Raw genomic sequence first — 25,944 nt, 5'->3', positions numbered from 1 at the left:
TATCTGGCTCATCATTTTTGCAGGCGGGAAGTAAACTACGATTGTTCGTCACCAAAGCCTTTGCCAAAGGCAGCTTCGAGGAGGTTCTCCGCGTCAGCAAGGTCTTTCAGGTGCTTAATGGCCTCAGGGGGAACCGAGCAGATAAGCTTGGCGAAGCTCAACAAGAGCTGAAGACACTCGATACATTTTAATGACAAAGGGGAGCCGAAGCTCCCCCTTCGATTTTACTGGCCTGTCATCATGGCCGCGATGTCGTCCTGTACAGTGCCTATGGGCTTCAGGCCGAACTTCTCGATAACGACCTTAGCCACGTTCGGGGACAAGAAGCCCGGCAACGTGGGGCCGAGTCGGATACCCTTTACGCCGAGGAACAGGAGGGCAAGGAGCACGGCCACGGCTTTCTGTTCGTACCAAGCGATGTCGTAGGACACGGGCAGTTTGTTGATGTCGTCGAGACCGAAGACCTCTTTGAGCTTCAGTGCGATGACGGCCAGGGAATAGGAGTCATTGCACTGGCCGGCGTCCAGCACGCGCGGGATGCCGCCGATATCGCCGAGGTTTAGCTTGTTGTAACGGTACTTGGCGCAGCCCGCCGTGAGTATGATGGTGTCCTCTGGCAGAGCTTCGGCCACTTGAGTGTAGTATTCGCGTGACTTCTGACGGCCGTCGCAACCGGCCATTACCACGAAGCGCTTGACAGCACCGGACTTGACGGCTTCCACAACCTTGTCAGCAAGAGCCATGACCTGGTGGTGGGCAAAACCTCCGACAATGGCTCCCTTTTCTAGCTCCGTGGGCGGCGCACACTTCTTGGCTTGGGCGATTATGGCCGAGAAATCCTTGGCCCCGCCGGTCGGACGGTCCGTGATGTGCGTGGCACCCTCGTAGCCGACTACCCCTGTGGTGTAGAGGCGGTCGAGGTACGTGTTATCCTTCTTGAGCGGTACCAGACAGTTGGTGGTCAGCAGGATAGGGCCGTTGAAGGATTCGAACTCGGGATTTTGGTGCCACCAGGAGCCGCCGTAATTGCCGATCAAGTGTTTGTATTTTTTGAAGGCTGGGTAGTAATTGGCCGGGAGCATTTCGCCGTGAGTGTAGACATCCACGCCCGTACCCTCGGTCTGCTTGAGCAGCTCGTCCATGTCTTTGAGATCATGACCGCTGATAAGGATGCCCGGGTTCGTGCCTACGCCAATATTGACATGGGTGATCTCTGGGTGCCCATAGGTGCTCGTGTTGGCCTCGTCCAGCAGGGCCATGGTCGTCACGGCCACTTCACCTGCTTTCATCACCATGCCGACCATATCGTCCACAGACAGGTCTTTAGTTGTTGATGCCAGAGCCTCAAGCATGAATTCGTCGATTTCCGGTTTACGGAATCCAAGAATGGCGGCGTGTTCGGCATAAGCGGCTACGCCTTTGAGGCCGATGATAAGGAATTCCCGCAAGGAACGTACATCCTCGTTCTCCGATGCTAAAATACCCACGGTCTTCGCTTTTTCGGTGAAAGATGAGGATGGGCCGCTCCAGGTGGCGGCGTCTGGCAGCTGATCGCTGAATTCCTTCCCATGCTTTGCTTTGTAGGCTTCATGAAACTTCGTTTTGAGCGCATCGCGACGCTTCAGACCATCTTCAATCATGCCTTCGAAACGAACATCGTTCCAGTTGGCGTTGGTGATCGTGGCGAACAGACCCTGAAGCACGAAGTCATCGTTCGAGCGGTCAGGCTGTCCCAGGTCCTTGAGTCCTTCACCATACACGGCAATGCCCCGCAATACGAAGATCAAGAGGTCTTGAAGATTGGCAGTCTCCTCGGGTTTTCCACACATGCCCTTGACAGTGCAGCCGGTGTTTTTTGCGGTCTCCTGACATTGAAAGCAGTACATTACGCCTCCTTGAGGTTGATTGTTCTGTGATTCAAGCATGTTCTGGTTTAGTCCCGGCAGGTACGGCGACGCATGGCGTCCGTTTCTCACCTTGTTATCAATAGTCCTCCATTCATCTTAGACAGCATACCTGACATGGGTCAAAAGAAGCAATCGAGGCTTTCCGGGGGCGAGCGAGTGGTCATTTCCCGTGCCTTGCCTAACCATCCTCATATCATTCTGAATGATGAACCCACTGTCGCGTTGAATGTGATCTCGGGGCTAAGAGGTCAATCGAAATCCCGGATTGACAAGCGCTTCAACGCTTGTTAGTTGTTAATAACTAACCAAATGGGGAATGTCTATGGGGACGCGCAAGAAAAGTGCCGACAGAAAGGCCGAAATCGTGGCAGCCATGCTTACACTGGTTGCCGAAATGGGGCCTGGATGTGCGACCACCCAAGCGGTAGCCGATCGGGTAGGCGTTACACAGGCTGGCGTGTTTCGGCACTTTCCGGCGAAGAAAGACCTTTGGATTGCCGTTGCGGACTGGTTGATTAAAGAAGCCCAAGAACGCTGGGCGAAAGCACGCAATTGCGAGAAAAGTCCTCTTGATGGAATAAAGTGCGTCATAGAGGCGCAGCTTGAATTTATTCAGCACACTCCGGCGGTCCACTCTCTGATATTTTCACGCGAACTCCACGCACAAAACGACGAATTGCGTCGATCTTTTTACTCTATGAGCACGGACTTTCATATCATGTTAACCGATTTGGCTAAACAAGCCCAGGTCGATGGCGAGTTGTCAAGTGACTTTGCCCCTCATGAAATTGCCAGCGTACTGTTGACGTTGCCGTCAGGCCTAGCCACACGCTGGTCACTCAGCGGGCGCAGTTTCAACCTCGCGAAAGAAGGTGCACGGCTTTTGGAAGTCATGCTGTATGGCATGAGCAAGGTTCATTGACGCTCAAGGGGTATCGTTCATGTCCAGATACAGAAAGAGAGTGATATTGGCAGTAGCAGGGGGTATGGTCGTTGCCTTCATGCTGATTCACCTGAATTTTCGCCCAATTTCAGTCCGAGTCATGGAGCCGGTCGCACAGGGGGCGCTCCAGGTATTCGGCCTGGGCACTGTGGAAGCGAGAGTACTTTCCAAGGTAGGCTTCAAGGTAAATGGATTACTTCGTGAATTGAAGGTTGACCATGCTGACGAGGTAAAAGCGGGGCAGCTTCTGGCGTTAATGGACAGCGGCGAGCAAGAAAGTCAAGTGGCCAAAGCCTTGGCCAACCATGAAAAGGCTCAAGCTAACCTCAATCTGGCAAAGGCAAGTCTAAAGAAGTCCCGCACCAGCCTTGCCCTGAAGCAACAGCAAAGCCATCGTCGCCAAGCGCTTAAAAGTAAAGATGTTCTGGCTGGGGAAGAGGCCGAAGTTTCATTGGCTGCAGCGCAAACGGCAGAGGCAGAAGTGCTTTTGTCAGAGGCAGAGATGGCTGCTGCTGCGGCAACCGTGAAGGATGCTGAAGCTCAACTCAGCTTATCACGTGTAGTCTTGTCCCAACATCTTCTGGTGGCTCCATACGATGCCGTGATTATTGGTCGCCACAAGGAGGTGGGCACGATAATGCAAGCAGGGGAGCCGGTCTTCACATTGGTGGATCCCTGCTCGGTCTGGGTACGGGCTTTCGTGGACGAGGCCAAGGCCGGTTATATAGAAGTTGGGCAGCCGGTTGAGGTGCGACTCCGCTCCCTTCCTGGAAAAAGATTCCCTGGAAAAGTCGCGCGTATTGACCTGGAGAGCGATCGGGTCGGAGAGGAACGACGTATTTACGTAACCTGGGGAGATTGTCCCCGCGATTTCCATCTCGGCGAACAGGCAGAGGTGGTGATCAATAGTGGCTGGTTAGATAAAGTCGTGCTGGTTCCAGAAGCGCTTGTTTTCGAACGAGATGGTAACAGTGGGCAGATATGGATTTTGGAAAAGGGCCAACTCAATCGGTGCCAGGTGGTTTTCGGGCAAAGCACCCTGGATGGACGTCTTCCGGTGATCCAGGGGGTGCCTGAAGGAGCCCAGGTTCTGTCAGCCTTACCGTCCGGCCTACGCCAAGGAAGGAAGGCCACGGTGCAATCCGGAGGCGGTCTATGAACCTGGCGGTGCGCGATATCCGGCATAACCTCGGTCGGTTCCTACTGACGTGTCTGGGATTAAGCCTGCTGTTAGGTCTCGTGTTGTCTATGATCGGCATCTACCGTGGATTGGTTGAAGAAGCCCTGTCCTTGTCCAGGACACCGGGAGCCGACCTTTGGGTCGTGGAGGCAGGAAAAAGGGGACCTTTTGCGGAGTCGTCGCGGATACCTGGTGACACCCGCGAAGTAATCGCCAGTCTGTCACAGGTGGTGGAAACGGGATCAGTGACGTATCAATCAGTGGAAGCTATGCATAACGGATACAAATTGAGGCTTTACGTGGTTGGATATGAATCTGGAAGGCTAGGAGGACCTGCAAGTATACTTGCTGGCCGCTACATGACCCGTAGCCACTATGAAATGCTGGTCGACTCGAAGAGCGGGCTCATGTTGGGTGAACAGTTGCGTCTTGGTCGCAATGTCTTTACTGTAGTTGGATTGACCCGAAATCAAGTTTCTTCGGGTGGCGATCCTGTGGCCTATATTACGTTACGAGACGCGCAGCGCCTCCAATTTGAATTGGAACCCCCGGTAGCCCGACGGGAGGCCGAACGCGGCACTCCACAGGTCGGCACGGACATCGTCAACGCTGTGGTTGCCAAAGTCGCGCCAGGAACGACCCCGGATCGGGTGGTCGAGGCTGTCGGACGTTGGAAGCACCTCGCCGGATTGAGCCAGTCCGCTCAAGAGAATATTCTGACCAAGTCGGTGGTGGACAAATCTCGACGCCAAATCGGACTTTTTACAGTAATACTTCTTGTTGTTTCGGCAGTTATCATCTCGCTCATACTCTATACTATGACAATGGATAAAGTGAGGGAGATCGCCACGCTCAAACTAATAGGTGCGCCGGACAAGACCATTATCGGACTTATCATTCAGGAAGCCGTCGCCATGGCCGTAATCGGCTTCTCTGTGGGAGCTCTGCTCATCAACTTGACCAGAGATTTCTTTCCTCGGCGAGTGATACTTTTGCCTCAGGACGGATTCGCTTTGGCTGTTGTGGTGCTCGTCTTATGCGTGCTTGCCAGTGGGATGGGGGTGCGTCTTGCACTCAAGATCGAACCTGCCGTGGCTTTGGGAGGGTAGGGCATGAATATGTCCACCCCAGGGACCCCTTTGGTAACCATCAGCAATCTTAACAAATCCTTCGGGCAGGGAGACGCGCGAGTCGATGCACTGAAGCAGGTCACGCTGCAAGTGTATGCCGGGCAGGTGGTGGGGTTGCTTGGCCCGAGTGGTTCCGGGAAAAGCACCCTGCTCAACATTATTGGTTGCATCCTGGAGCCAAGCAGCGGGCGCATGGAACTTGATGGGCAAGTGGTCTATGATGGCAAATGGCTACAGAGTGATTTGCGTCGCCTGCGTTTGGACCGAATCGGGTTCATCTTCCAGTTTCACAACCTGCTTCCTTTCCTGAATGCCATTGAAAATGTTGCCGTAGTTTTGGAAATCGCCAACAAAAGTGCTATGTCAGCCCGCCAGCGTGCTCTAGAGTTGCTTAGTTACCTCCAGGTAGAGCATCGTTGCGAAACAATGCCGTCAAGACTTTCTGGAGGCGAAGCACAGCGAGTGGCTATTGCCCGTGCGTTGGCTAACCATCCTCATATCATTCTGGCTGATGAACCCACTGCCGCTTTGGATTCAGAACGTGCTGGTGTCGTGATGGACCTGCTGCGTAAGGTAGCAGCTGAACAGGGAGCTGCGGTATTGGTCGTCACCCATGATGAAAAAATTTTCGACCGGTTTGATCAGATATTTTACCTTCGCGATGGGATGCTGACAGATATAGGTGGTGCGCAAAACAAATCTGAATAGCGAGGCCTTCTCACAAAGCGTCATCATCATGTGCAGGTGACGGTTACTGGTTCGCAAAAGTCACAGGAGTCTGTGAATCTGGACGTGCCACTGCCGCGTTGTCATCTCTGTGGCTGTCTAACCACTGTCTCACCAACTGCGCAACCACTTCTACTAAAGCCCTGTTGGCGGCACGTTGGCAGGACCGCCACTGAAAGCCACAAATCTGTTGGCAGACGCCAAAATGTTACGTTGGCAACCGTTGGCTGGCTAGCCAAAGTCTAATGATTTCAAAATGCTGCTGGCATGGCATTCAAGAGCGCTCAAAAGGACAAGTGGAGGGCAAGTGAGTTATTTCAGATAGTTGAAAGTTATATTTCGGGATCGCTTGAATTTCTATTCAAGCGATCGGGTGACGAAAATGAGCACAAAAAAGCACAATTCGCACGAATGAAGCTTTTGGAGTTCAGGCGCAGAGGAAGCAGCGTTGAGAGGTCGTGCCCCTTGTGGGTTTTTCAAGCGATCGCTGCTTGGGAGTGCTTGTGCTTATCCTAAAGGGGCGGAGAAAGTTTCTCTTGGAAGTGATGGAGGGCAGGACTGCGACGAGATGGTCGCGAAGGCGAAGGACGCTTGATGAAAATTCAAGAGGTTGGGACTGCTGATCCCCCCTTTCTTGGAAAGAAGCGCGACCGGTCAGCCAGTCTGTTGTGATGGACACCGTCGATGAAGTTTGTTTTAGTTACTAAACTGGTTCTTCCAGTTGGTTCTTCCAGTCCTCCACCCGAATGGTGACGAGGTTCTTGGTGTCGGATGGATGTATTTGTAAATGGTCTCTGGAGGATGAGCAGCTGTCGGGTGTATGAAGGCGCGAGAAAATTGCTCAAGCTAGGTTAGGCAAGGTAACATAACATGGATAGAAAGGGATGGCCGTTGGTTAAGGACAGTGAATCGCTCACTCCGGTTTTCCGTGGGGCCAACAATCCGACGGCTAACGCAACGAAAAACGGATTAGAAATCCCCGTGAAGTTCAAGCTCGTTGTATTTATGTTTCTTGTTCTTGCCGGCTTGGCCGGAAACTACCTCAAGTTTCCAATCTTTTTGAATATCGATTTTCTCTTTGGCAGCATTTTCTCGATGATTGCACTGCAACTTCTTGGTCTCGGCTGGGGAATTACGGCCGCCGCACTGATCGCCAGCTACACGTTCATCCTCTGGTTCCACCCCTACGCCATCATCATCATGACCACCGAAGCGGCCGTTGTCGGTTGGCTGATATATCGCCGCAACTTTAACATCGTGATAGCCGACACGCTCTATTGGATTTTTATCGGCATTCCGCTTGTTTTCCTGTTATATTATTTCGCCATGCACAGTTCATCGTCCAGCACCCAGATCGTAATGGCTAAACAAGCGATCAACGGAATAACCAACGCCCTAATCGCGCGAGTGATCATTTTCAGTTATGGGTTAGCGACCCGATCCATGCGATTTTCCTACCGTGAGATCGTCTATATTTTGCTGGCCAGCTTCGTTCTGCTCCCTATGCTTGTAATATTGTTCATCGCCAGCAGAAGCGACTTCACCGAAACCGACCAACGCATTCGCACCCAGTTAATTGCAAAGAGCGAGCAAATCTCACGGCGTATGGGGGTCTGGATCGAGGACCGGATGGCCAGCTTGAATACTCTGGCAGAACTCGCTCACACATTGCCGCCTGAAGGGGTACAGCCCTTCCTGGAGCAGGCGACCAAATCCGATCCAAACCTGGTTCGGGCAGGCCTGTTGAACGCTGATGCCATAATTACCGCCTACTACCCGCTGCTCGACGAAATGGGGATGCCCAACATCGGCAAGAGTGCCGCAGACCGCCCTTATCTGCCCGAGCTAAAGAGCAGGCTTAAGCCGATGCTTACGGAAGTCATGATCGGCAGGACTGGTGGTCCGGTGCCGATCGTCTTGATGCTTGCCCCGGTTGTTGTCGGAGGCCGATTCGAGGGCTACGTCGTCACAGTTCCACGACTGTCCCAGATCAAGGATTTCCTTGACCTGAACATGGATCTCGAGGGCATGCGTTATATTTTGCTGGACAAGAACGACAAAGTCATCATGTCCAATGTCGTCGGACTAGAGGTTATGCAGCCCTTTGTACGTAACAAGGGGAATTGGGCACACCAGGACGGAGGCATCTCGCAATGGGTGCCCGAGGTGCCGCCAAACACGAGCATCATGGAGCGATGGCGACAAGCGCGCTATATCATTGAAAGCTCCATCGGCGGTATGGGTGAATGGAAGTTGATCCTGGAACAGCCCACAGCCCCTTTCCAGAGATATCTCTACGACCGATACTCCAAGGCTTTGTTCCTGGCCTTGCTGATCCTGTTCGTAGCGCTGCTACTGGCTTGGCTGCTCAGTCGCCGGATCATGCGGGGACTGGAGAGTCTGGCCGGAGCGACTGCCAATCTGCCACTTAACCTGGCGCAAGGCGTCACGAAGCATTCCCTGTTGCAAAGCCGGGTGTTGGAAATTGACTACCTGACAGCCAACTTCCGTATGATGTCTGACGCCTTGTCTATGCAGTTCAAGGCTATCAAACAGGTCAATGATTCGCTGGAAGAGGAGGTGGCGAGTCGCACCAGGCAGTTACAGGTGGCCAAGGGTGCAGCCGAAGCCGCCAACAAAGCCAAATCCGCCTTCCTGGCCAACATGAGCCATGAAATCCGCACTCCACTTAACGGAGTGTTTGGCATGCTCCAACTGTTGGGCATGGAGCCACTCACTGACGATCAGTTACAGTGCGTGACAATGGCCAAGGAGTCGTCCCAGAGGCTTTTACGCTTGCTCAACGACATTTTAGACATAAGCCGCATCGACGCCGATAAGTTGGAAATCATATCGGCGCAATTCAGCCCTAAAGATCTTCTGGAAGAAACGATTGCGATGTTCGCCCGCACTGCCGACAGCAAAGGGGTGTCGTTGAGCTACGAATACGAGCGCACTATCCCTGAAACCTTGGTTGGAGATCAAGCCAGGATTTTGCAGGTGCTTTTCAATCTGGTCGGCAACGCCGTCAAGTTCACCGAGCAGGGCGAGGTGATGATGACGAGCGCCTTCACCAGGATCGAAGCCGATCCTACCCAAGGCATGCTGCTGCTGATTGTCTCGGACACTGGACCCGGCATACCCGACGACAGACTTTCGAGCTTGTTCCACCCCTTCGCCCAGGCCGACACGTCATTTACTCGCAAGTATCAGGGCGCAGGGCTTGGCCTGGCTATTGTCAGGCGGTTGGTGGCGCTTATAGGCGGCACGATCTGCGTTGATTCGAATGAAGGCAAGGGTTCGACGATCTATGTTACCTTCAAGGTTGGACTTATCGAAGCAACCCGAAGCGAACCAGCCCCGACCACGGCACCCAAGCGCAATACAGGCCTGCATTTTCATATCTTGGCAGCGGATGACGATGAATTGAGCTTGAGTTTCGTGAAGAAAACGCTGGAGATACAAGGCCACCAAGTGCAGACAGCGACGGACGGCATGATGGCGATTGCCCTGTTGGATGCCGAAGCCTTCGACTTAATCCTGATGGATATTCAAATGCCAGTCATGAATGGCATGGAGGCGACAAGATCAATCCGCACTTCAGGCAAACCTTTTGCCGACATCCCGATCATCGCCATGACCGCTTATGCCATGACCGGGGACAAGGAGAAGTTCATGACCGCTGGGATGAACGACTACATCTCCAAGCCAGTGGATATTGAAGCTCTGAAAGCTGTCATCGCTAGGGTGATGGGCAAAACCAGAGTGGAGGCCTGACATGAGAGTGTCATTATTCTTGGGGGGGTAGGTTGCCGGGGTTGCAAAATTCACAGGCTCCTGTGAATCTGGACCAGCCACTGCTTCATTGGCTGCCCTGTGGCTGTCTAACCACTGACTCACCAACTACGCAACCACTGCCACCAAATAACTGTTGGCTACACGTTGGCAGGAGCGCCACTGAAAGCCACAAAATTGTTGGCAGGAGCCAAAATGTTACGTTGGCAACAGGTGGCTGGCTAGTCAAAGTCTAATGATTTCAGCATGCTGCTGGCATGGCATTCAAGAGGTCGTGGGTTCGATTCCCTCCAGCTCCACCAAGAATTTCAAGGGGTTAGGAACCAAGTTCCTGGCCCCTTTTTTCTTGCCCAAGGGGCCTCAAAAGTTGGCTTGATGCCAACAGAAAACTTGGCCCGCCCCCGCCCCTGCCCCTTGATTCCAGATCGTAAGGAACCGGAAAAATGCCCTACAAAATTTCCTGGAAGACCAGAGGAGTGATTTGGGCATTCCATGGGACGATTACAGGTCAAGACGGCATCAGCGCAACCCAAGCTATCTATGGTGATCCACGATTTGATGGTCTGCAGTACGGGATTATCGACTTATCAAGGGCTAAAAAGTTCAACCTGTCTGCCGAAGAAGTGGAAATCGCAGCCGCCTTGGACGAAGCAGCTACCCTCATCAACCCACGCCTCGTTCTTGCCATCGTAACCGATGAGGAAGAAGCATTGACTTTTGCAGAACTATACAAGTCCGCCATGAGTGAAACCACTTGGAAAGTCGAGATATTTCCATCAGTGGAACATGCTAAAGATTGGATCAGTCGTTCATGTGAAAAGCAGAAATATATACATACGCCACTTTATTAATTTACCTCCTGCCCCGCCCCCGCCCCCTTCCCCCCTGGGAGTTTTTGGCCCCCAAAGCGCCCCCCCAGGGGGAAGCCTGGATTCGCGTGGGCAGGCCCCTCCCTGGGCTTTTACCTGGGGTTGGGGGATTGGACTCCCGGGACAGCCCCTCGCCCAGGAGGGGGCAGCTATGGGGGAATGCACGTTTTTTCTTGATGATCAGCCCCTTCAGTCGGCGGCGAAATGTCACCAGGTGCGCAAGGTTGTCTGGCTCAAAAATCTGTGTTTATTGAATTAATTGCGCAGTGACAATTGTGACAACTTCGCAATCGGTTCATGCGAACATCCGTCGAGGAATCGGGGAAGGCATCAATCGCCTTCTAAATGGCCCAGCCGAGTGCAGCATTTTCTTCCAGACCGAGCATTGACACTGGGGTAGGCGCATTTCCAGCCGGAGCAAGTCGCAGGGCTATGGTGATCTTCCCGCCCCAGCAATGCAGGTCAGACAGTCGGCTGTGGCATGGACATCCTTGCCAAAATTTGCTTATTTCCCATAAGTATCGCCAACCACCGCCGACAAAGGAACACGACGCATGCTTCGAAAAACCGTATCCCTGCTTTTGACCTTCTCCGGCGTCTTCGTCCTTTTGACGAGCGTAGTGCTTTACATCGAACCCGAGGGCCGGGTTGCTTATTGGGCCGACTGGAAACTGCTCGGGCTTGACAAGCCCCAGTGGGGCGATCTCCATGTGACGACGGGCTTTTTGTTTCTCGTCGCCCTGATGCTGCATGTCTGGCTCAACTGGAAGCCGATTCTGTCCTACATGAAAAACAAGGCCCGTGAACTGACCGGGATCAACGCGGCAAACCTGACCGCCTTGGCCGTCACCCTGTACGTGGTCATCGGTACGCTTTTCGCCCTGCCGCCCATGCAACAGGTTTTAGAACTCGGCTCCGCCATCAAGGACTCCCATGTGGAGACTTACGGCAATCCTCCTTACGGCCACGCCGAGCTTTCCACCTTGGAACGCTTCGCCGCCTTCATGAAGATGGACCCGGAAAAGGCGCTCATGGCGCTTCGGGAAAAAGGCTTCAAGGCTGAGTCATCAAAAATGACTCTCCGCGACATGGCCGACGCCAACGGCGTCACTCCCAAGGCCCTGTACGAAGCCATGAGCGACGCGACTACGCCGGAGCTACCCGATATCGCCCCCGAGGGTACGGGCAAGCTGCGTCTTGGCGATCTTTGCAAGCAGTTCGGCTTGGACGCCCAAGCGGCGGTCAAAGGCTTGGCCGCGACAAATATTAAGGCGTCGGCGGACCAGACCATGAAGGAGATCGCTTCGGCGAACAACCTGTCGCCGACCGAGGTTTATCAGGCCCTGCGAGCGTGGTCTTTGTCCAGGAAACCCAGTTCCAGCTAGGAATCCGGCTGCTCGGGTACAGTTGCATGACTGAAATTCTTCCCCCCCGTGGTTGCTCTTGATTCGCCACCAGGAAAAGTATTTTTGGGAAATCTCTGGACAATCATTCAGCGCAGGCCTATATGGTAATCGTGTCCCAGGTTGTTTTCAGGTTGCAACCTCAACGGAGGCGAGACCATTGGACAATACCGATTCGGCAAAGGCCTTCTGACGTAGAGCAAAACAGGCCAGTGAAATCGAACATACTGGCAAACTTCAGGTGGAGTAACCACCAGCTCAACAGAATTGGCTAAAACAACTGCCAGAGAACAACAACATCATATAGCGATTACCACCTACTGGCCCCGTCCATCATGGATGGGGCCTTTCTTTTTCCCAAAGTTGGCTTGACCCAACAGAAAACTTGGCCCACTGGCCCGCCCCTGCCCCTGCCCCTGCCCCTGCCCCTGCCCCCTGGGAGTTTTTGACCCCCAAAGCGCCCCCCTCCTGCCCGTTTGGAAATTTTCTGGACTAGGGCCTGGCCGGCCCGCTAGAATCCAGGAAATCGCAGGAGGATCCCAAAGCCTGTTTTTTGGGGTTCTCTTCCCCTGGATCGGCACCTCGGTTGAGAATGAAATGTCACATCCGCCAGTACCAGGATGACAATAACTATCCAAAATAATTCATCAAATAGCATGGTGACATTTGTGACATTCCTTTCGGCCGTTCCTACAGAATCGCGGTATCGGCCCAATCCGCCGCCCCTGTGGCACGAATAAACGCCATTTCCCAGCATTTATGCGTGTGTTAAACGCATGTTGATGCGAGAATGCCGAAAACGATCAATTAGATGGAGAAAACAATGAGTTTAAAAAATCTTATACCCATTAAAGACGTCGGGAATATGATGTGTGAACTTCTGTCCAAAGAAGAACATAACATCGTTGAAGCTAAAAACTATCTCGACATGTTTTTTCAAACAGATAGTTCGGACATAAAAGATCTTGAGGAGGTGATAGATGAATTTCTAGACGGGTACATAAGCTTAATTGATGCAATAAAAATCATTGACGAGTTAAACAGGTATATCCTCGCTGAAGAAAACGTTGAAGCAGACCTTAGGGCAAAATACGGCCATATTAGCAAAAAATTCGAAGAAATATCCGACACTTTTCGATTTGTTCGATGTACATCGCCAAGAGTTGAAAACATATGGGAGATGAAGAAATATGATCGAGATTACTTTAATAAGATACTGAAAATTGCAACACAGGAAAACAAGGAGGTCATGAAAAATCAGGCAATAGTCCGAATAGCTCTTCTCAGGTTTTACATAAAAAATGTTTTTCGGACTATGAAGGACGCCAATTTTGCCAACCAGGATGGCCGGGCGGATGTGCTGAAAAGCGCAATAAGCTTAGGCATCGGATTGCACCAAATAGAATTATTTTCCGAATTTACTGAGGACACATTTCTCGGAAAATTTCATTCAATAGGCGCAAGCGCGAATAAAAAGAAAAGAGACGAGCAGAAAAATAGCGATATCGGAGCCATCGCGACAGAAGCATGGGAATATGGATGTGAGCTTTTGCATACGCAACTGCTTCATCTTTTTATCCTGACGGGAGTGATTGATCATTCTAAAGAGGTTAGCGCGAAGAACAAGTTAAAAAAAGTTGCTCCATCAAGTCGGATATATGGCCCTGGCAGCAAAAAGACTATTGATACATGCCCCTGCAACAAAGAGCACGGCTGTCCTCTTCTGCAAAAAATCCCAATGAGAAAACGCCTTGACCTCCCGGTATCCAAAAAGCATCTGAAATCCAAGTAGTTGCTTGACGGTGTCGCGAAATGTCACGGGGAAGCCGGAGCATTTCGACGTAACTATCTTATATAAAAGATTTTTTCATGCCGTGACATTTGTGACATCTCGCTGAGCCCCCCACGACATTCACCGCCGCCCGTTTGACCAGTTGGACCCATTTTTCAGGTTTCTTTGCCTACCCCCCCGGTCATCATGCCAGAAAAAACCCTTTTTTTGGGCCTAGGCTATCCTGGCTCAATCACGGCCCGCTCGGGCCGACGACAAGGAGGGTGTATGCTCAACAATCCAGAATCCGCACCAACCCCGCATGACGAGGAGCACAAGGACGACGCGCTTTCGGCCCGTGATCAGGCCGAGGGAACCGGCGGCTACCCGCCGCCGAACGAGGAAGAGCACGCAGTTCCGCAAGGAGGGGAACAACCAGCGCCTGAAGAAGCCGAGGCCCCGGCGGCCGATCCCGAGGTGGGGGGGAGCGTCGTCCGGCCCCCCACGGTAAAGGTAGTGTCCAACTTTGACGAGGTCGGAGCGAGCCAGCGTGTTCTTGCCGCCTGTCAGGACAGCCTGCGGTACCTGACCGACCGAAAGCTCCTCTATGCCTGGGACGGCACGAAGTATGGCGACCATGGCCATCTGGCAAAGCGCTGGGCGCTGGAAGCCCTGGACAAGGTCCACCGCGAGTTCGAGGAGGGCCGCATCCATATGACCGAGGACGGGCAGCCGGTCGACAAGGAGGACTTTCTGAAGTTTCAGGGAAAAGTTCGTTCCCTGGGAATGATCAACAAGGCCCTCGCCCTTGCCAGCCTCGCGCCGCGCATCCAGGTGACGTCCCGCGAGTTCGACGCCGACCATTATAAAATCAACCTGCAGAACGGCCTGCTCGACCTGGAAACCCTGGAGTTGGCTCCGCACCACCCATCGCAGCAGGTGACGAAAGTTGCACCTGTCACCTGGGAGCCGGATGCCAAATGCCCTTTCTGGGAAGACAGCATCACGAAAATGTCATGCGGCGACAGGGACTTGGCCGATTATCTACGGCGGCAATTCGGCTACAGCATGACCGGCTCGACCTATGAGGAGGTCATGACCATCCTGCACGGTTGTGGAGCGAACGGGAAAAGCCTCTTCCTCGGGACCAACCTCCGCATCCTGGGCTCGGGCGAGTACGGCCTGACGCTCAATCCTGAGATGATCCTTAAATCGACAATGTACGGCATGTCCTATTTTTATCGGCAAGTCGAAGGGAAACGCTCAGGCTTTGCAATCGAGACTGATCAGGACCGCACGTTAGGCGAAGGGGTCATGAAGGCGCTGGTGAGCGGAGATGAGTTATCCGGGCGCGGGGTTGCAAAGGATCCGGTCCAATTCCGGCCTAGGATAAAAATATTCATGGGGGTGAACCACCTTCCGGCACTTTTGAGCACGGATCACGCGATGCGTCGCCGGATTCGGGTCGTACCTTTCCGCCACCAGTTCGACAACACCGTCAACAAGGAAGAGCTTGAAGGCAAGGTCGAGCGCGAACTGTCCGGAATTTTCGCTTGGGCTGTACGCGGCTTCCTGGAGTGGAGGAAGCAGGGGCTGAACCCGCCCAAAGTCGTCCTCGATGCGACGGCCGCCTATTTTCAGGAAAACGACCACATTTCGCGGTACCTGGAGGAGCGCACCGATATCTCCGACCCCAACGCCCGGACCCAACAAGGCCTCCTTTATTCTGACTACCTGGCTTGGACTCGGGACTGTGGCTCGAAGGCTCTCGGGAAAATCCAGTTCGGAAAGATGCTCACAGCCCGGCACTTTGAGGCGAAAGGCGGCAACCCCAGCCGTTTCTGGCAGGGCATCGCAATCAAGCGCATCGGCTGAGCGTCGCGGAGGCTCCGCAAAGGGGCCTCCGCATTTTCATTCAACCTAAGGAGGAAATCATGGAAAGCACCTTCACCACGCACCTGGCTCCGGCATTTTCGCCGCCACTTCAACCCCTTTGCACCATAGCTCCTGCGCGCTACAAGGCGTTCGTCGGGCTCACGCGCCAGCTGGTCGAGCTTCATGGGCCGCGTCCGATCTACGCCGACAATTCCAGGATAGTGCAGGCAATAGGGACGCCCCACTTCTGGGTGGACATCGACCTCGCCAACATCCTGCTGCCGGCTAAAAAGTCGATACCCGTCGGAGTTCAGCCTGTCGGCACAAGCGACCCGGGGGTCAGTTTCGGCTTCCTGGCCAGCGCAAAGGACATCGACAACCTCGCGAGCTTGGCTGGGAAGTCGGAAATTGAAATCCACGACCTCGGCACTGAGCTTGTCTTCACGAACGGCTACACCAAGGCCCAGCTCACGAAGCCCACGCCGCAGGAACCGACGGCCTCGGTAACGCTCCCGAGCGAGAAAGACAAGCTTGGCGAAGAGGTCGAGGTCGACGACCTGGACGCTATCAAGAGATACGTGGCCAAGACCAGGTTTGTTTTTTTGATGTGCTTCTCTCGTCAGTTCGAGCAGGTCGAGATTCGGGGCAAGAATCCCTACTATCTTCACAAGCCCTCATTCACGTCGTTGGCTGATCGCTCACCGGACCTGATGCTCACGAGCAGCAACTTCTTGGCCCTGGCGGGAAAGCTGGGGCTGAGCTTCGGTGTCTACCGCAACGTCCACGGATACTGGCTGAGAACCTCGTCGAAGCCGAACATGATCAACAACCTCACGACCTACGAGCTTCTATACGAAGGGCGTGTTTAACGGAGACAGGGGGGGGGAGGGAGAGCCTCCCCCCTCCATGGAGGATTTGAAATGGGTTACATCTACGTCGCAGGCGGCGGGACGGACGTCGCCATGGAGCAAGCGATAACACGTCAGACGAAATTCGCCCTGTATTCGCTGATTGGCGGCCTGAGGCAGCAAGACTTCGGGCTAGACACCCTCGAGAAGGTGGCTTGCGATATCCGCGAGTTTGCCAGGCTTTTTACCGTGCCTGTCGGGGGGAAAATCGTCACGGATTCTGGCGGCTATTCATTCATCAAGGGCGATATTCCGCCTTCAAAAATCCTCATGCTGGTCGACTGTTACACGGTCTATCTCGAAAGCGAACTCGAAGAATATGATCGAATATTCTCGTTGGACATCCCTTTCAGCCTGAAATACGAGTCGTTCAATACGGTCGCCAAGATATTACAGGCGAACACCGACTCGTTATGTGCCTCGCGGTCTGTCTTGGAGCGCCATGAGGCTCTTCAAAATAAATTTTTCTTTGTTTGGCACTTCAAGATGCAGGAGCAGTTCGCCATCTGGAAGCATCTTTATGCCGAACTGGGGATGGAGAAATTCGTTCGAAACCACGCCATTGGTGGGATGGTTGGGCTCAAGGAAGCCACGAATATCTCGTTCACGCCCTTCACCGGCATGAGCTACTACATCCTCTATCGGCATATGCAAGGGCCGCACGCTGGAGACGGCCTGAAGATCCATTACCTTGGCGTATACGCCCCCTCAGATAGGTTTCATATTGTTTTCCTGGAAAAGCTGTTTCGAGGCTACTTCGGTGGGGCAGCGGATGTGCAGACGTCGTATGATTCGATCAACCCCATACATACCGTTCGGATGAATGCTGATGTGCCGCTGTACGTAGCCCAAGGGGCGGATTTTCAGATATATCCATCCTTGCTGGACGCCCCGCAGGATATCCTTCGCGGGATAGCCGCAGACGACAGCCATTATCAGGTGCTGCTTTCGGAAATGGATCGCCGCCGTAATGGCGTAAGGCTTCAGAATGCGGCGGCCTTCAGCCCTTTGAACGTGTTCAGCAATCTTCAGTTGGACGAGTTCTTTGGGATGGTCATCGACCAGTACGACCTTATTGGGGAACTCGGCAAGGCAACGAGCCCGACGAATTTGAAAGGGCGCTTGACCAGGATTTTTAAGGACATTGCTCAAAAGTACCCGAAGGCATTTTCACCCCACATGGAAAAGACCATCACCATAACTCTGGAGCGGACTTGGTTCTGGCATAAATGGTTCGTCGACCGGCGGGACGAAGCGACCCTTGAGGAGTATATGGTGCGGACGATCAAGGACATCGGATTTCCTTGCCACTTGAAGTAACCCCCCCTTGGAGGATAAGAAACTTCGATAGAAAGACTTTGGGAATATTGGTTTCGCTGCAATTCGAGAAACCCAGCAGCGGGATCGATGTCCCCAGCTTTATTTTATGCGGCAAAAATTATTTAATATACTCGATCTTCATATAGAAATTAGGTTAACAATATATACTTTGATGAGATTTTCAAACAATTTTAATGAAGCTCGTTTCTTTACGCGATCACGAAATAGTTCAATTCCAATCTCTTCAAATCAATTTACAGAATTGCATGCACGAGGCAGTAAAATGCCGTGGGCGCTATGCATCATATCACCGGTCCAGCGTTTTGGCGTAGGCATTATACCTGCGCACACTAGCTGAAATCAAAAAATAGTTCACTCAGAATACCCTTCGCATCCGACTCCATCGAGGTGCGCCGCCTGAGGAATGCCAACCAGGTACGGAGCAATCCGGCTTGGGGAGGGGCTGCGATTTTGGGCTGGCCCGTATTTCGAGCAATCGAGAGAGACCACGGTGGCTCGTATGCCGGACGAAGTTCACGGCAAACTGAAGTTCATAGCTGAGGCATGCGGACGCGATTAGGTGCGGGACGGTCCTTTATGGACGGATATGAGACCATAGGAAGCCCCTGAACAAGCTGCTTCGGCAGGGATTTGTGGAGGAATCCGCTATTTGGGGGTGGCTGCGTGTCGTAAGGACACGGCGGAAGATGAAACGCATGAAATTTTGAAAAATTGGTTTGAATGAAGATGGAAGTTGGACTCATGGTGGCTTAAAACAAAGCGACTTTGAAATTGTACGAATACACATCTCAAAAAATAATATCCATTTATCTTCCGCTACCGCCGGATGCGGGAAAACCGCCTGTCCGGAAGTGAAGGGCGCTTGGAACGGTGACGTTTCACTCGACCCTGAAACCGACTCTCCTTGGTGAAGTATCATCTTCGCCAGGGAGAGTTTGGAATGCCTCATTTAGATGAGGAATCTCGGCTCAAACCGGGGTTCCTCTTTCTTTTTTTAGCTCTGTGCGGGGCCTCGGCAATGACTCCTGAAAACAATGCCTCGCAAAGCTCCCCTCTGCGGCCTTTTTGACCCTTTTCCCGAGCTTTCCCTTGCCCGTGACCCAAAACGCGCCTGAAGGCATTCTGGGGTCAAATCCAGGGTTCCCCATGAAACGAGATGCAAAAGCTCCCTTTTTAGGTGGTTTTGCGCGCAAAATTCATATTTATTTGCATAATCTTCCGTCAAATATAGAAATATAATACTCAAAGGAGAAAAACATGACAAAGAAAACTGAACATGAAACCACGGAAAAGAAATTCGAGTCTCGATACAACCCCAAAATGCTGCGCGAATGCATCAATGCAGGAATGCATGCGGATGAAATCATGGCAAAGCTTGAAATCAAGCACCGCCAGACGTTCAAGCAGCATATTTTGAAGCTGATGAACGATGACAAGTACCTTTACGAAGTCAAGGGGCTCTATCTCAAGGGCTCGAATTGCTACCGAGTCAACAAGAAGCTCGAACTGAAGATCTACCTGGAAAAGGTCGATTTGCAGGGCATGCACATCGAGTATGGGGATGAGTTCAGAGTCTCCGTCGAGGATGAACGCATCATCCTCACCAAGGCTTAAGCGCGAGAATGCCATGCTTCGAAGCGTGGCATTTTCTTTCGTTTCTGCGCCAAAAATTCTTTAACTTTGTCAAAAGTTATATAAAAATAATAAAAATGGGAAAGTACGTTTCTATGTAGAAACGGACATTGACTGGGATTGGTTGTTAAAATCCAAGAAATTTAACGAGTTATTAAATAGCCTCCCCAAGGGGAGATGCCCGCCGGGTTTTTGAATGTCCGGTTTCACATCTCTGGGAGGCAAAACTGGAATTTGGAGGAAAATGCATGAAAGTGGAACCGATCACCGCCTCCAGCGACATCCGAAACATAAAGAAGATTTTGCGAGAAAGTCCGAGAGACCTGCTGCTGTTTGTGATGGGGGTGAACTCTGGGCTACGCGTCCAGGATTTACTGAACCTTCGGGTCCAGACCCTGCGAGACTGCAAGGTTGGCGACCGCATTACCTTGAAGGAGAAAAAGACCAACAAGGAAAACGTGTTCATCGTCAACAAGGAAATCAAGACTGCGCTGGACAAGCATCTGACGGCCGCACAGCTCGGGGACGCTGACTTCCTGTTCAAAAGCAGGAAGGGCAGAAACTATCCTCTGACCACTTTCGCCGTCACCAAGATGGTGAAGCGATGGTGTGCGGCTGTGAACCTGAAAGGCAACTACGGCGCGCATACCTTGCGGAAAACCTGGACCTACCAGCAGCGCAAGAAATTCGGCGTCTCCTGGGAAGTCCTGTCAAAACGGTTGAACCATTCGAATCCGTCTATCACACGGCGCTATCTTGGAATCCAGGAAGAGGAGGTCGAAGAAATTCTGATGCATGAAATATAATAGTCTAAAAATCGTTAAAAAAAGGGGGCCTCATCGGCCCCTTTTCATTTGGATAACCTCAACCCCATGGAGTTCCGTTATGGGAGTATACCAGCGCGACGGTAGGTGGATGGTCTTTTATCACGATGACTCGGGTAAAAGAAAAGACAAATCCTTTGGCAGAGGCCCCGAGGCATTCGGCTTGGCAGAAGCTTTCAACACCGCTGTGAAGTCGGCCAAAACGTCAGGAACTGAACTTCCTGATGCTGTTTCCTTCACGTCACAGACGAGATTACAAGATCACCCGTTTCTGACTTTTCAGCGCACTCTCAACAACCCTGAAGAGTCAGCCGTGAGGTTCAAGGACTTGGCAAAAAAACACCTGGAACATCTGGCGGCATCCGGAAGGACGCAGCGGCATATCCACAATGTTTCAGTGCTTTTGAAAAATCAGTTCTTGCCCGTGCTCGGGGAAAAGGTCGTGGACCAGATGACCTATCACGGCGACATGCTCCCTTTCATCCGGCAGTTTCAAGCGGAAAGCTCTGTCACTGGAAAGCCGAGGTCCCAGCACACCGTCAATCGGTACTGCGATTACGTGGACGCGATCTTCAACTTTGGCCTGGAAATGGGCCTGACCAAGGTCAACCCTCTCAAGGGCAGGAAGAAGTCGAAAGAAACGCCTCGGGATGTGCAACTCACCCTCGAGGACGTGAAGAAGATCATGAAGGAGGCGGAACCTCACCTTCGATGGGCCATGGAGGTCTGCTTCAACCTGGGAACACGGCCGGGGCCGTCAGAATTGCTTTCCCTGAAATGGGCCAATCTGGATTTGGAGAAAGGCACCGCCCAAATCTATGCGACAAAAAACAAGCAGTTCAGAACGGTGCCCATCAATCCGAACTTCATCCCCCGGCTGAAGGAGATGAAGCAAGCTGCGACCTCGGAATATGTCGTCGAGTATCGCGGGAAACGGCTCACGACAATGAGAAAGGCATTCAATAATGCCTGCGAACGAGCCGAAATAAAATATTCAGCCAGAATGTACGATTTGCGCCACCTCTTTGCCACTACGCTTTTGAGCAAAGGTGCTGACCTCGCCGCAGTATCAAAGATGATGGGTCACTCCACCGTCAAGATGACTGCGGACACGTATTATCACTACCTGCAGGGCGAGAAGGAACGCGCCGTGAGTTTGATGCCATCTTTGTCATAACGACATCATAACGGGGGCCGAGAAGGCCCCCAAAACCGGGCGTTACGAGGTCTGCCATGTCAAAAGGAAACAAAGGAAAAATCAAAATGAAATGTCAAAGGGGTGGTCACGGGTTCTTCGCCAATCCTGATGAAACGTGGAAATTCTTATGCCCTGATTGTTACAAGAAGTACTATGTACCGCTTTCAAAAACGCACTCATATGAAGAGATAAAAAACAATCTTGATGCCCTGTATGAGGAATATCGCAAGAAACAACTCGCGCTCTCAGATAAGCAAGCTGAAGAATATGAAAATGATGGCTATTACTTCGATTGGGTCGAAGTGAAATGCTAAACTAGAAGCATATCCCACCGTGAAGGGGGAATGGTTGAAAAAGCCTTCCCCCTTTTCTTATTGCTCGCGTCTTCGCCGTCCATTCCTACGATCCTGCGCATCACCGCCTTCAGGAAAATAGCCAGCAACCCTCTGTCATCACGTACGTAATTGGCCTGATGTCGGCGCGCCGACATTGCGAAACAAATCTAAGCCAACTCCATTGGCGTGGAGTTGTTTGTCCAGGTGTCATCATGTCTATAGAAAAATTCAACGAAATCGTCTTGAAAACATTGTCGGAAATCGATCTCTCGAAAGACTCTAGCAGGATGCAGCTCTATGAAGGATTGGCCTCTTGCTTCTCGCTCATCCCCCTGCACCAGAACCATTCGAATCCAAGTAGAAACAAATCTCCCGTGGAATCAGGATGGCAACGCTGGTGCCATGTCAAAAGACCATTTAAAGCTGAAGACTTCAAGGGGATGAACGCTGGGATCACCGGCGGGCCGTCAAATACCCTCTTGATCATCGACGAAGATCACGCTGAAAAGTTCAATAACTATTTATTTGAAAAAAACTTTTCTCTACCTGAAACCTTGACAATCAAGTCGGGTGGCAAAAGTCGTCACTTCTACTATAGCACCCCTTCCGACGGTAAAATATACAAAAGTAGAACTGTCAAGGACGATGAATGTGTCATCTTCGATCTTATCGGGGATGGAAGGCAGGCTGTCGCGCCAGGATCAATCCATCCTGCTACGGGTCAGCCATATCGCATTGAATACTTTGTTCCAATCGCTCCCGCTCCCGACTGGCTTCTTGCGTTGTCCCTTGGCGGGGAAGAACGGAAGGAGACCTCACGTGTCCAAGAGGCAGTTTCAAAGGCTGTTCAGATCGATCCAGACACGTTGCCCAGAATAGACCTGCAATCCATGAATGTGCCAGATTCCGTGAAGGTGAAGATTTTATACTCACATCCGAAAGGAACACGCTCAGAAGTAGAGATGTCCGTTATTGATAGTTTGGTTCTCGCGCAAAAATCAGATGAAACTATTCTATCCATTTTCGAACAGTTCCCCATCGGTGAGAAACACCGCGAATATGGACAAAACAGAATCAAACGGTTGGTGCATCAGATAGCCGTCGCACGGGTCTTCACCGAAAATATGTGTGAGGCTAAGCCCATTGAAACAGTCACGCTTGGCGATCTAGAAGTTCTAAAGCCGGAGATGGAATTCATCATAGACGGCCTCTGGCCCAAGTATGAACCGCTCATGATTCTGGGCAAAGGGGGTGTTGGAAAGTCTCTCTTCACACTGGACATGCTCATGCAACTGGCTTCGCCGCCGGAAGAGGGTTTCCTTGGCCGGTTCAAGATCAATGGGAAGTATCGGTCACTGATTTTCCAGGCTGAAAACAGTGCTGCCAGCATCTACAGGAGGCAACAGTTGATGTTCGACGGCAAGCCATTGCCTGAAGATGTGAGGAATAACATTATATTTGCCGGAGAAAAGGGTGATGCACGGGCAAGAGGCATTTTTAGTGACCCGCAATTCCTATCGTCACTTTCCAGAATAATACACAAGGTAGCTCCTGATATCCTGGTATTCGATCCGCTTATTAGTTTTCACGATGCCGACGAAAATAGCAACCAAGCCATGCGCAAAGTCTTGGATGGAATCAAGGACTTCGCTTCTGATCTCAAGGTAACATTGATGGTGGTACATCATCTTGGCAAGGCGGATGGCGGCAATGGGAACTCGGGTGGTCGCGGTGCAAGCGCCATTGGAGACTGGAACTCGGGAAGTTTGGAACTGAAAAAACGCAAAGATGACTTGTTTGAACTCGTCAATCTGAAAAGCAGAGACTCGGAGTCACTTGGGTCACTGAATCTTCGCCGAACCCCCAACCTCAGATATGAAATCGTTGAGAACGAGCCAGTTAAAGCAAGCAGTAAAGACAATACCGTATTGGCAGCAATACATGCGCTAGGCGGAAAAGCAGCTACTCATCAAGAATTAGTATCGAGGATGACCGACATCTTGACTGAGAAAGGGCAGAAGTCACCTAGTCGAAATACGCTTAGAAGTTGGATCACCGAAGCGATTGAACGGAGTATTATCGTAGAGGAAATGCAAGGTAACAAAAAGAGTTTATATTTAAAAAGTTGAGAACCCTTGCTATTTTCAACCAATTCCAATTCCAAGCAATTCCAATTTCATTTGCAAAATTTTACTGTTAAATTTTATATATTTACATTCCATTTCCAATTCCAATGCAAAATATTTTGCAAACGGTAACCGGTTAAAATAATTACATTTGCAATTGCAAAATCCTTATATATATTTTTATGGGGATTACTCAAAGTAGTAATCCCCCTATATAAATTTGTATTGCAAAGATTTGAGAGTATTGTTAGATGTGCTTAAGTTGTGATAGTTTTGGAAGATGTGTTCCGCTTGCATTCCAAAAACTACCCATATTTTGAAATTCAAAATGAATTTGCATGACTGTTTCTACTAAAATCGCTTTAAGGAGGACATGATGGCTGAGAACACGGTTACAAGCAGCTATGAAGACGGCATGTTATACAAGATTCCCGTTGGATCTATTCACAAAGACCCCAACCAGTCGAGAAAATATTTCAATGAAGAGGCGCTTGATGAACTTGTCTCCTCCATCAAGAAACACGGCATCATCCAGCCCGTACTCTTCCGGCAAGACGACAAAGGGAAACTTATCCTCGTTGCTGGTGAGCGACGGTACAGGGCTTCTGGAAAGGCTGGTCTTAAAGAGATTCCTGCCATCTTCACTGCGAAGGAAGGCGAGGAACTCAACCTGGTTGAAAACCTGTTCCGGGAGAATCTGACTCCGGTCGAAGAAGCTGAAGCCCTTGACCGCTATATGCAGAAGAAGAAATGCAAGCAGGATCAGCTTGCCGAGATGATCGGGAAAAAGCGTTCCACCGTGACTGAAATCCTCAGCATCATGAGATTGCCCGAGGACGTGAGAAAAGAGCTTCGCTCGAATGCAGCTTGTTCCCGCCGGGTGTTGGTAGAGATCGCTAAGGAAAAGACCGAAGCCAAAATGCGAGCTACCTTCAAGAAATTTAAAGAGAGAGGGCTGACCAGTGACGAGGTTCGGAAAATTACCCGTCCGCATAGTCACAAAGCCGAAATGCTCAAGAAGTCGATTGAAGGTATTACTAAGGTAATTAAAGCGGTTAAAATTACCGACGAATGGACGCCTGATCAGATTGATAATGTAAAGATGGCTCTTGGCAAGTTGGAAGAGAATATAAAAGAATTTCGTCAGAAGCTTTAAAAGCAGTAGGGTAGCAGTGGGGCATTCAAGCTTTCGATTTTAGAACCAAATCCGCTGGTGCTGATCAACGCCAAAGCAGAGAAAGGCCTGAGGCAAACGCCCTAGGCCTTTCTTCGTTGAATCCCCTGCCCCGTTGATTTTTGCGGCATCCAATTGCCGCGGCTGGATCATCCAATTGACCCAGAGGCTTGAGAGAGGCGGCACGTCCTTTTGTCGGTCTTGGTAGAAATCTACTCCGCCGAGGCTTAGCCTTCCCTCCCAGGCATGTATGTAAGAAGATGTTAACGTATTTTCGAGCAGTTAATGTGCTTGCAGGGATCATAATTCAGTATTTATTTGTTATTTTTTGAATGCTCTATTGCGACGGCTTACTCGTCTTCAGGGAGGCACATGGTCAAAACGGGTTCGCCTTCATCGCCTGGGCCGATGACCGCCAGCACTGTGATCTTTTCTGTTTTCCTGGGCTCCATGAGAAACAACACGCTGAAGATGACTCTGCTTTCCCCTCGTTGGCAACGGATGGCGGCGTGAGCCATCATGAAAAGATCGTGCAAACGTCCGCTGATGGACTGCCCCTCGCCTTCGAGACCTGGAGGAGGGGAGACGTACTGGTTGAACAGGTTGTCGCCGATAGCCACCGGGACTTTGAACCCGGCGGATTTCGCTTCGTCGGTGACGTCGATCAGCACGCCGTCTTCCATGGCTTGCTTTCTGGTATAGCTGAAGATGATCGGCCAGTCGTCGTATTCATCGTCTTTGTCGACCATGGCATTCTCCTTGGTGCAAAAGTTTGGGGGCCAAAAGGAGAATACCCTGGACCATGAG

19 protein-coding genes are annotated in these 25,944 nt (G+C 51.5%); 17 read left to right on the top strand and 2 right to left on the bottom strand.

Annotated elements, in window-relative coordinates; all coding sequences use genetic code 11:
• Nucleotides 1-224: 224 nt before the first annotated feature.
• The gene (hcp, locus tag GD606_RS10520) at nt 225-1,886 is read right to left on the bottom strand and encodes a hydroxylamine reductase (protein ID WP_160963887.1); all 1,662 of its coding nucleotides are present in this window, start codon (nt 1,884-1,886) and stop codon (nt 225-227) included.
• A gap of 343 nt (nt 1,887-2,229) precedes the next feature.
• On the opposite strand from hcp, the gene GD606_RS10515 reads away from it, so the two are divergent.
• The 17 genes from GD606_RS10515 to GD606_RS10435 all read left to right on the top strand — a co-directional run bounded on the left by GD606_RS10515 (nt 2,230) and on the right by GD606_RS10435 (nt 25,119).
• On the top strand, nt 2,230-2,829 hold the full coding sequence (locus GD606_RS10515; protein WP_160963885.1) for a TetR/AcrR family transcriptional regulator: 600 nt from the start codon (nt 2,230-2,232) through the stop codon (nt 2,827-2,829).
• Nucleotides 2,830-2,848: 19 nt separating this feature from the next.
• A complete protein-coding gene (locus tag GD606_RS10510; protein ID WP_163302177.1) occupies nt 2,849-4,009 on the top strand; it encodes an efflux RND transporter periplasmic adaptor subunit in 1,161 nt (386 codons plus the stop codon).
• On the top strand, nt 4,006-5,139 hold the full coding sequence (locus GD606_RS10505; protein ID WP_160963881.1) for an ABC transporter permease: 1,134 nt from the start codon (nt 4,006-4,008) through the stop codon (nt 5,137-5,139). The genes GD606_RS10510 and GD606_RS10505 overlap by 4 nt, the downstream gene beginning before the upstream one ends.
• A gap of 3 nt (nt 5,140-5,142) precedes the next feature.
• A complete protein-coding gene (locus tag GD606_RS10500; RefSeq protein ID WP_160963879.1) occupies nt 5,143-5,868 on the top strand; it encodes an ABC transporter ATP-binding protein in 726 nt (241 codons plus the stop codon).
• Nucleotides 5,869-6,756: 888 nt separating this feature from the next.
• Nucleotides 6,757-9,663, top strand: a complete 2,907-nt coding sequence (locus tag GD606_RS10495; RefSeq protein ID WP_163302178.1) for a response regulator — start codon at nt 6,757-6,759, stop codon at nt 9,661-9,663.
• Between the two features lie 461 nt (nt 9,664-10,124).
• Nucleotides 10,125-10,532 (top strand): hypothetical protein, encoded by a 408-nt coding sequence (locus tag GD606_RS10490; RefSeq protein ID WP_163302179.1) that lies wholly within the window; start codon nt 10,125-10,127, stop codon nt 10,530-10,532.
• A 572-nt stretch (nt 10,533-11,104) separates the two neighbouring features.
• Nucleotides 11,105-11,935 carry a DUF4405 domain-containing protein gene (locus GD606_RS10485; protein ID WP_163304054.1) on the top strand — a complete coding sequence of 277 codons (831 nt, stop codon included), beginning with the start codon at nt 11,105-11,107 and terminating at the stop codon, nt 11,933-11,935.
• An 841-nt stretch (nt 11,936-12,776) separates the two neighbouring features.
• Nucleotides 12,777-13,745 (top strand): hypothetical protein, encoded by a 969-nt coding sequence (locus GD606_RS10480; protein ID WP_163303370.1) that lies wholly within the window; start codon nt 12,777-12,779, stop codon nt 13,743-13,745.
• Nucleotides 13,746-14,012: 267 nt separating this feature from the next.
• The gene (locus GD606_RS10475; RefSeq protein ID WP_163303369.1) at nt 14,013-15,599 is read left to right on the top strand and encodes a DNA primase family protein; all 1,587 of its coding nucleotides are present in this window, start codon (nt 14,013-14,015) and stop codon (nt 15,597-15,599) included.
• Nucleotides 15,600-15,658: 59 nt separating this feature from the next.
• The gene (locus tag GD606_RS10470) at nt 15,659-16,468 is read left to right on the top strand and encodes a hypothetical protein (protein ID WP_163303368.1); all 810 of its coding nucleotides are present in this window, start codon (nt 15,659-15,661) and stop codon (nt 16,466-16,468) included.
• 51 nt (nt 16,469-16,519) lie between these two features.
• Nucleotides 16,520-17,827 carry a hypothetical protein gene (locus GD606_RS10465; protein WP_163303367.1) on the top strand — a complete coding sequence of 436 codons (1,308 nt, stop codon included), beginning with the start codon at nt 16,520-16,522 and terminating at the stop codon, nt 17,825-17,827.
• A 1,278-nt stretch (nt 17,828-19,105) separates the two neighbouring features.
• Nucleotides 19,106-19,462 carry a hypothetical protein gene (locus GD606_RS10460; RefSeq protein WP_163303366.1) on the top strand — a complete coding sequence of 119 codons (357 nt, stop codon included), beginning with the start codon at nt 19,106-19,108 and terminating at the stop codon, nt 19,460-19,462.
• 266 nt (nt 19,463-19,728) lie between these two features.
• Nucleotides 19,729-20,286, top strand: a complete 558-nt coding sequence (locus GD606_RS10455; protein ID WP_163303365.1) for a tyrosine-type recombinase/integrase — start codon at nt 19,729-19,731, stop codon at nt 20,284-20,286.
• A 79-nt stretch (nt 20,287-20,365) separates the two neighbouring features.
• Entirely contained in the window at nt 20,366-21,481 is a 1,116-nt protein-coding gene (locus GD606_RS10450) for a tyrosine-type recombinase/integrase (RefSeq protein ID WP_163303364.1), read from the top strand.
• 56 nt (nt 21,482-21,537) lie between these two features.
• Nucleotides 21,538-21,816: a hypothetical protein gene (locus GD606_RS10445; protein WP_163303363.1), complete on the top strand. Its 279-nt coding sequence runs from the start codon at nt 21,538-21,540 to the stop codon at nt 21,814-21,816.
• Nucleotides 21,817-22,049: 233 nt separating this feature from the next.
• Nucleotides 22,050-23,966 (top strand): AAA family ATPase, encoded by a 1,917-nt coding sequence (locus GD606_RS10440; protein WP_163303362.1) that lies wholly within the window; start codon nt 22,050-22,052, stop codon nt 23,964-23,966.
• A gap of 370 nt (nt 23,967-24,336) precedes the next feature.
• Entirely contained in the window at nt 24,337-25,119 is a 783-nt protein-coding gene (locus GD606_RS10435) for a ParB/RepB/Spo0J family partition protein (protein WP_163303361.1), read from the top strand.
• A gap of 368 nt (nt 25,120-25,487) precedes the next feature.
• Here GD606_RS10435 and GD606_RS10430 read toward each other — a convergent pair whose 3' ends face one another.
• A complete protein-coding gene (locus tag GD606_RS10430) occupies nt 25,488-25,886 on the bottom strand; it encodes a DUF6573 family protein (protein ID WP_163303360.1) in 399 nt (132 codons plus the stop codon).
• Nucleotides 25,887-25,944: the final 58 nt, after the last annotated feature.

This window comes from Desulfolutivibrio sulfodismutans DSM 3696 (assembly GCF_013376455.1).
In the GTDB taxonomy this organism is placed as follows: Bacteria; Desulfobacterota; Desulfovibrionia; order Desulfovibrionales; family Desulfovibrionaceae; genus Desulfolutivibrio; species Desulfolutivibrio sulfodismutans.
Note: the sequence above shows the minus strand (reverse complement) of the source record. Positions and strands in the feature narration are given on the sequence as shown.

Coding starts and splice junctions, on each gene's coding strand:
- hcp (WP_160963887.1), bottom strand. CDS start 1,886: ATGTACTGCTTTCAATGTCAGGAGACCGCAAAAAACACCGGCTGCACT.
- GD606_RS10515 (WP_160963885.1), top strand. CDS start 2,230: ATGGGGACGCGCAAGAAAAGTGCCGACAGAAAGGCCGAAATCGTGGCA.
- GD606_RS10510 (WP_163302177.1), top strand. CDS start 2,849: ATGTCCAGATACAGAAAGAGAGTGATATTGGCAGTAGCAGGGGGTATG.
- GD606_RS10505 (WP_160963881.1), top strand. CDS start 4,006: ATGAACCTGGCGGTGCGCGATATCCGGCATAACCTCGGTCGGTTCCTA.
- GD606_RS10500 (WP_160963879.1), top strand. CDS start 5,143: ATGAATATGTCCACCCCAGGGACCCCTTTGGTAACCATCAGCAATCTT.
- GD606_RS10495 (WP_163302178.1), top strand. CDS start 6,757: ATGGATAGAAAGGGATGGCCGTTGGTTAAGGACAGTGAATCGCTCACT.
- GD606_RS10490 (WP_163302179.1), top strand. CDS start 10,125: ATGCCCTACAAAATTTCCTGGAAGACCAGAGGAGTGATTTGGGCATTC.
- GD606_RS10485 (WP_163304054.1), top strand. CDS start 11,105: ATGCTTCGAAAAACCGTATCCCTGCTTTTGACCTTCTCCGGCGTCTTC.
- GD606_RS10480 (WP_163303370.1), top strand. CDS start 12,777: ATGAGTTTAAAAAATCTTATACCCATTAAAGACGTCGGGAATATGATG.
- GD606_RS10475 (WP_163303369.1), top strand. CDS start 14,013: ATGCTCAACAATCCAGAATCCGCACCAACCCCGCATGACGAGGAGCAC.
- GD606_RS10470 (WP_163303368.1), top strand. CDS start 15,659: ATGGAAAGCACCTTCACCACGCACCTGGCTCCGGCATTTTCGCCGCCA.
- GD606_RS10465 (WP_163303367.1), top strand. CDS start 16,520: ATGGGTTACATCTACGTCGCAGGCGGCGGGACGGACGTCGCCATGGAG.
- GD606_RS10460 (WP_163303366.1), top strand. CDS start 19,106: ATGACAAAGAAAACTGAACATGAAACCACGGAAAAGAAATTCGAGTCT.
- GD606_RS10455 (WP_163303365.1), top strand. CDS start 19,729: ATGAAAGTGGAACCGATCACCGCCTCCAGCGACATCCGAAACATAAAG.
- GD606_RS10450 (WP_163303364.1), top strand. CDS start 20,366: ATGGGAGTATACCAGCGCGACGGTAGGTGGATGGTCTTTTATCACGAT.
- GD606_RS10445 (WP_163303363.1), top strand. CDS start 21,538: ATGTCAAAAGGAAACAAAGGAAAAATCAAAATGAAATGTCAAAGGGGT.
- GD606_RS10440 (WP_163303362.1), top strand. CDS start 22,050: ATGTCTATAGAAAAATTCAACGAAATCGTCTTGAAAACATTGTCGGAA.
- GD606_RS10435 (WP_163303361.1), top strand. CDS start 24,337: ATGATGGCTGAGAACACGGTTACAAGCAGCTATGAAGACGGCATGTTA.
- GD606_RS10430 (WP_163303360.1), bottom strand. CDS start 25,886: ATGGTCGACAAAGACGATGAATACGACGACTGGCCGATCATCTTCAGC.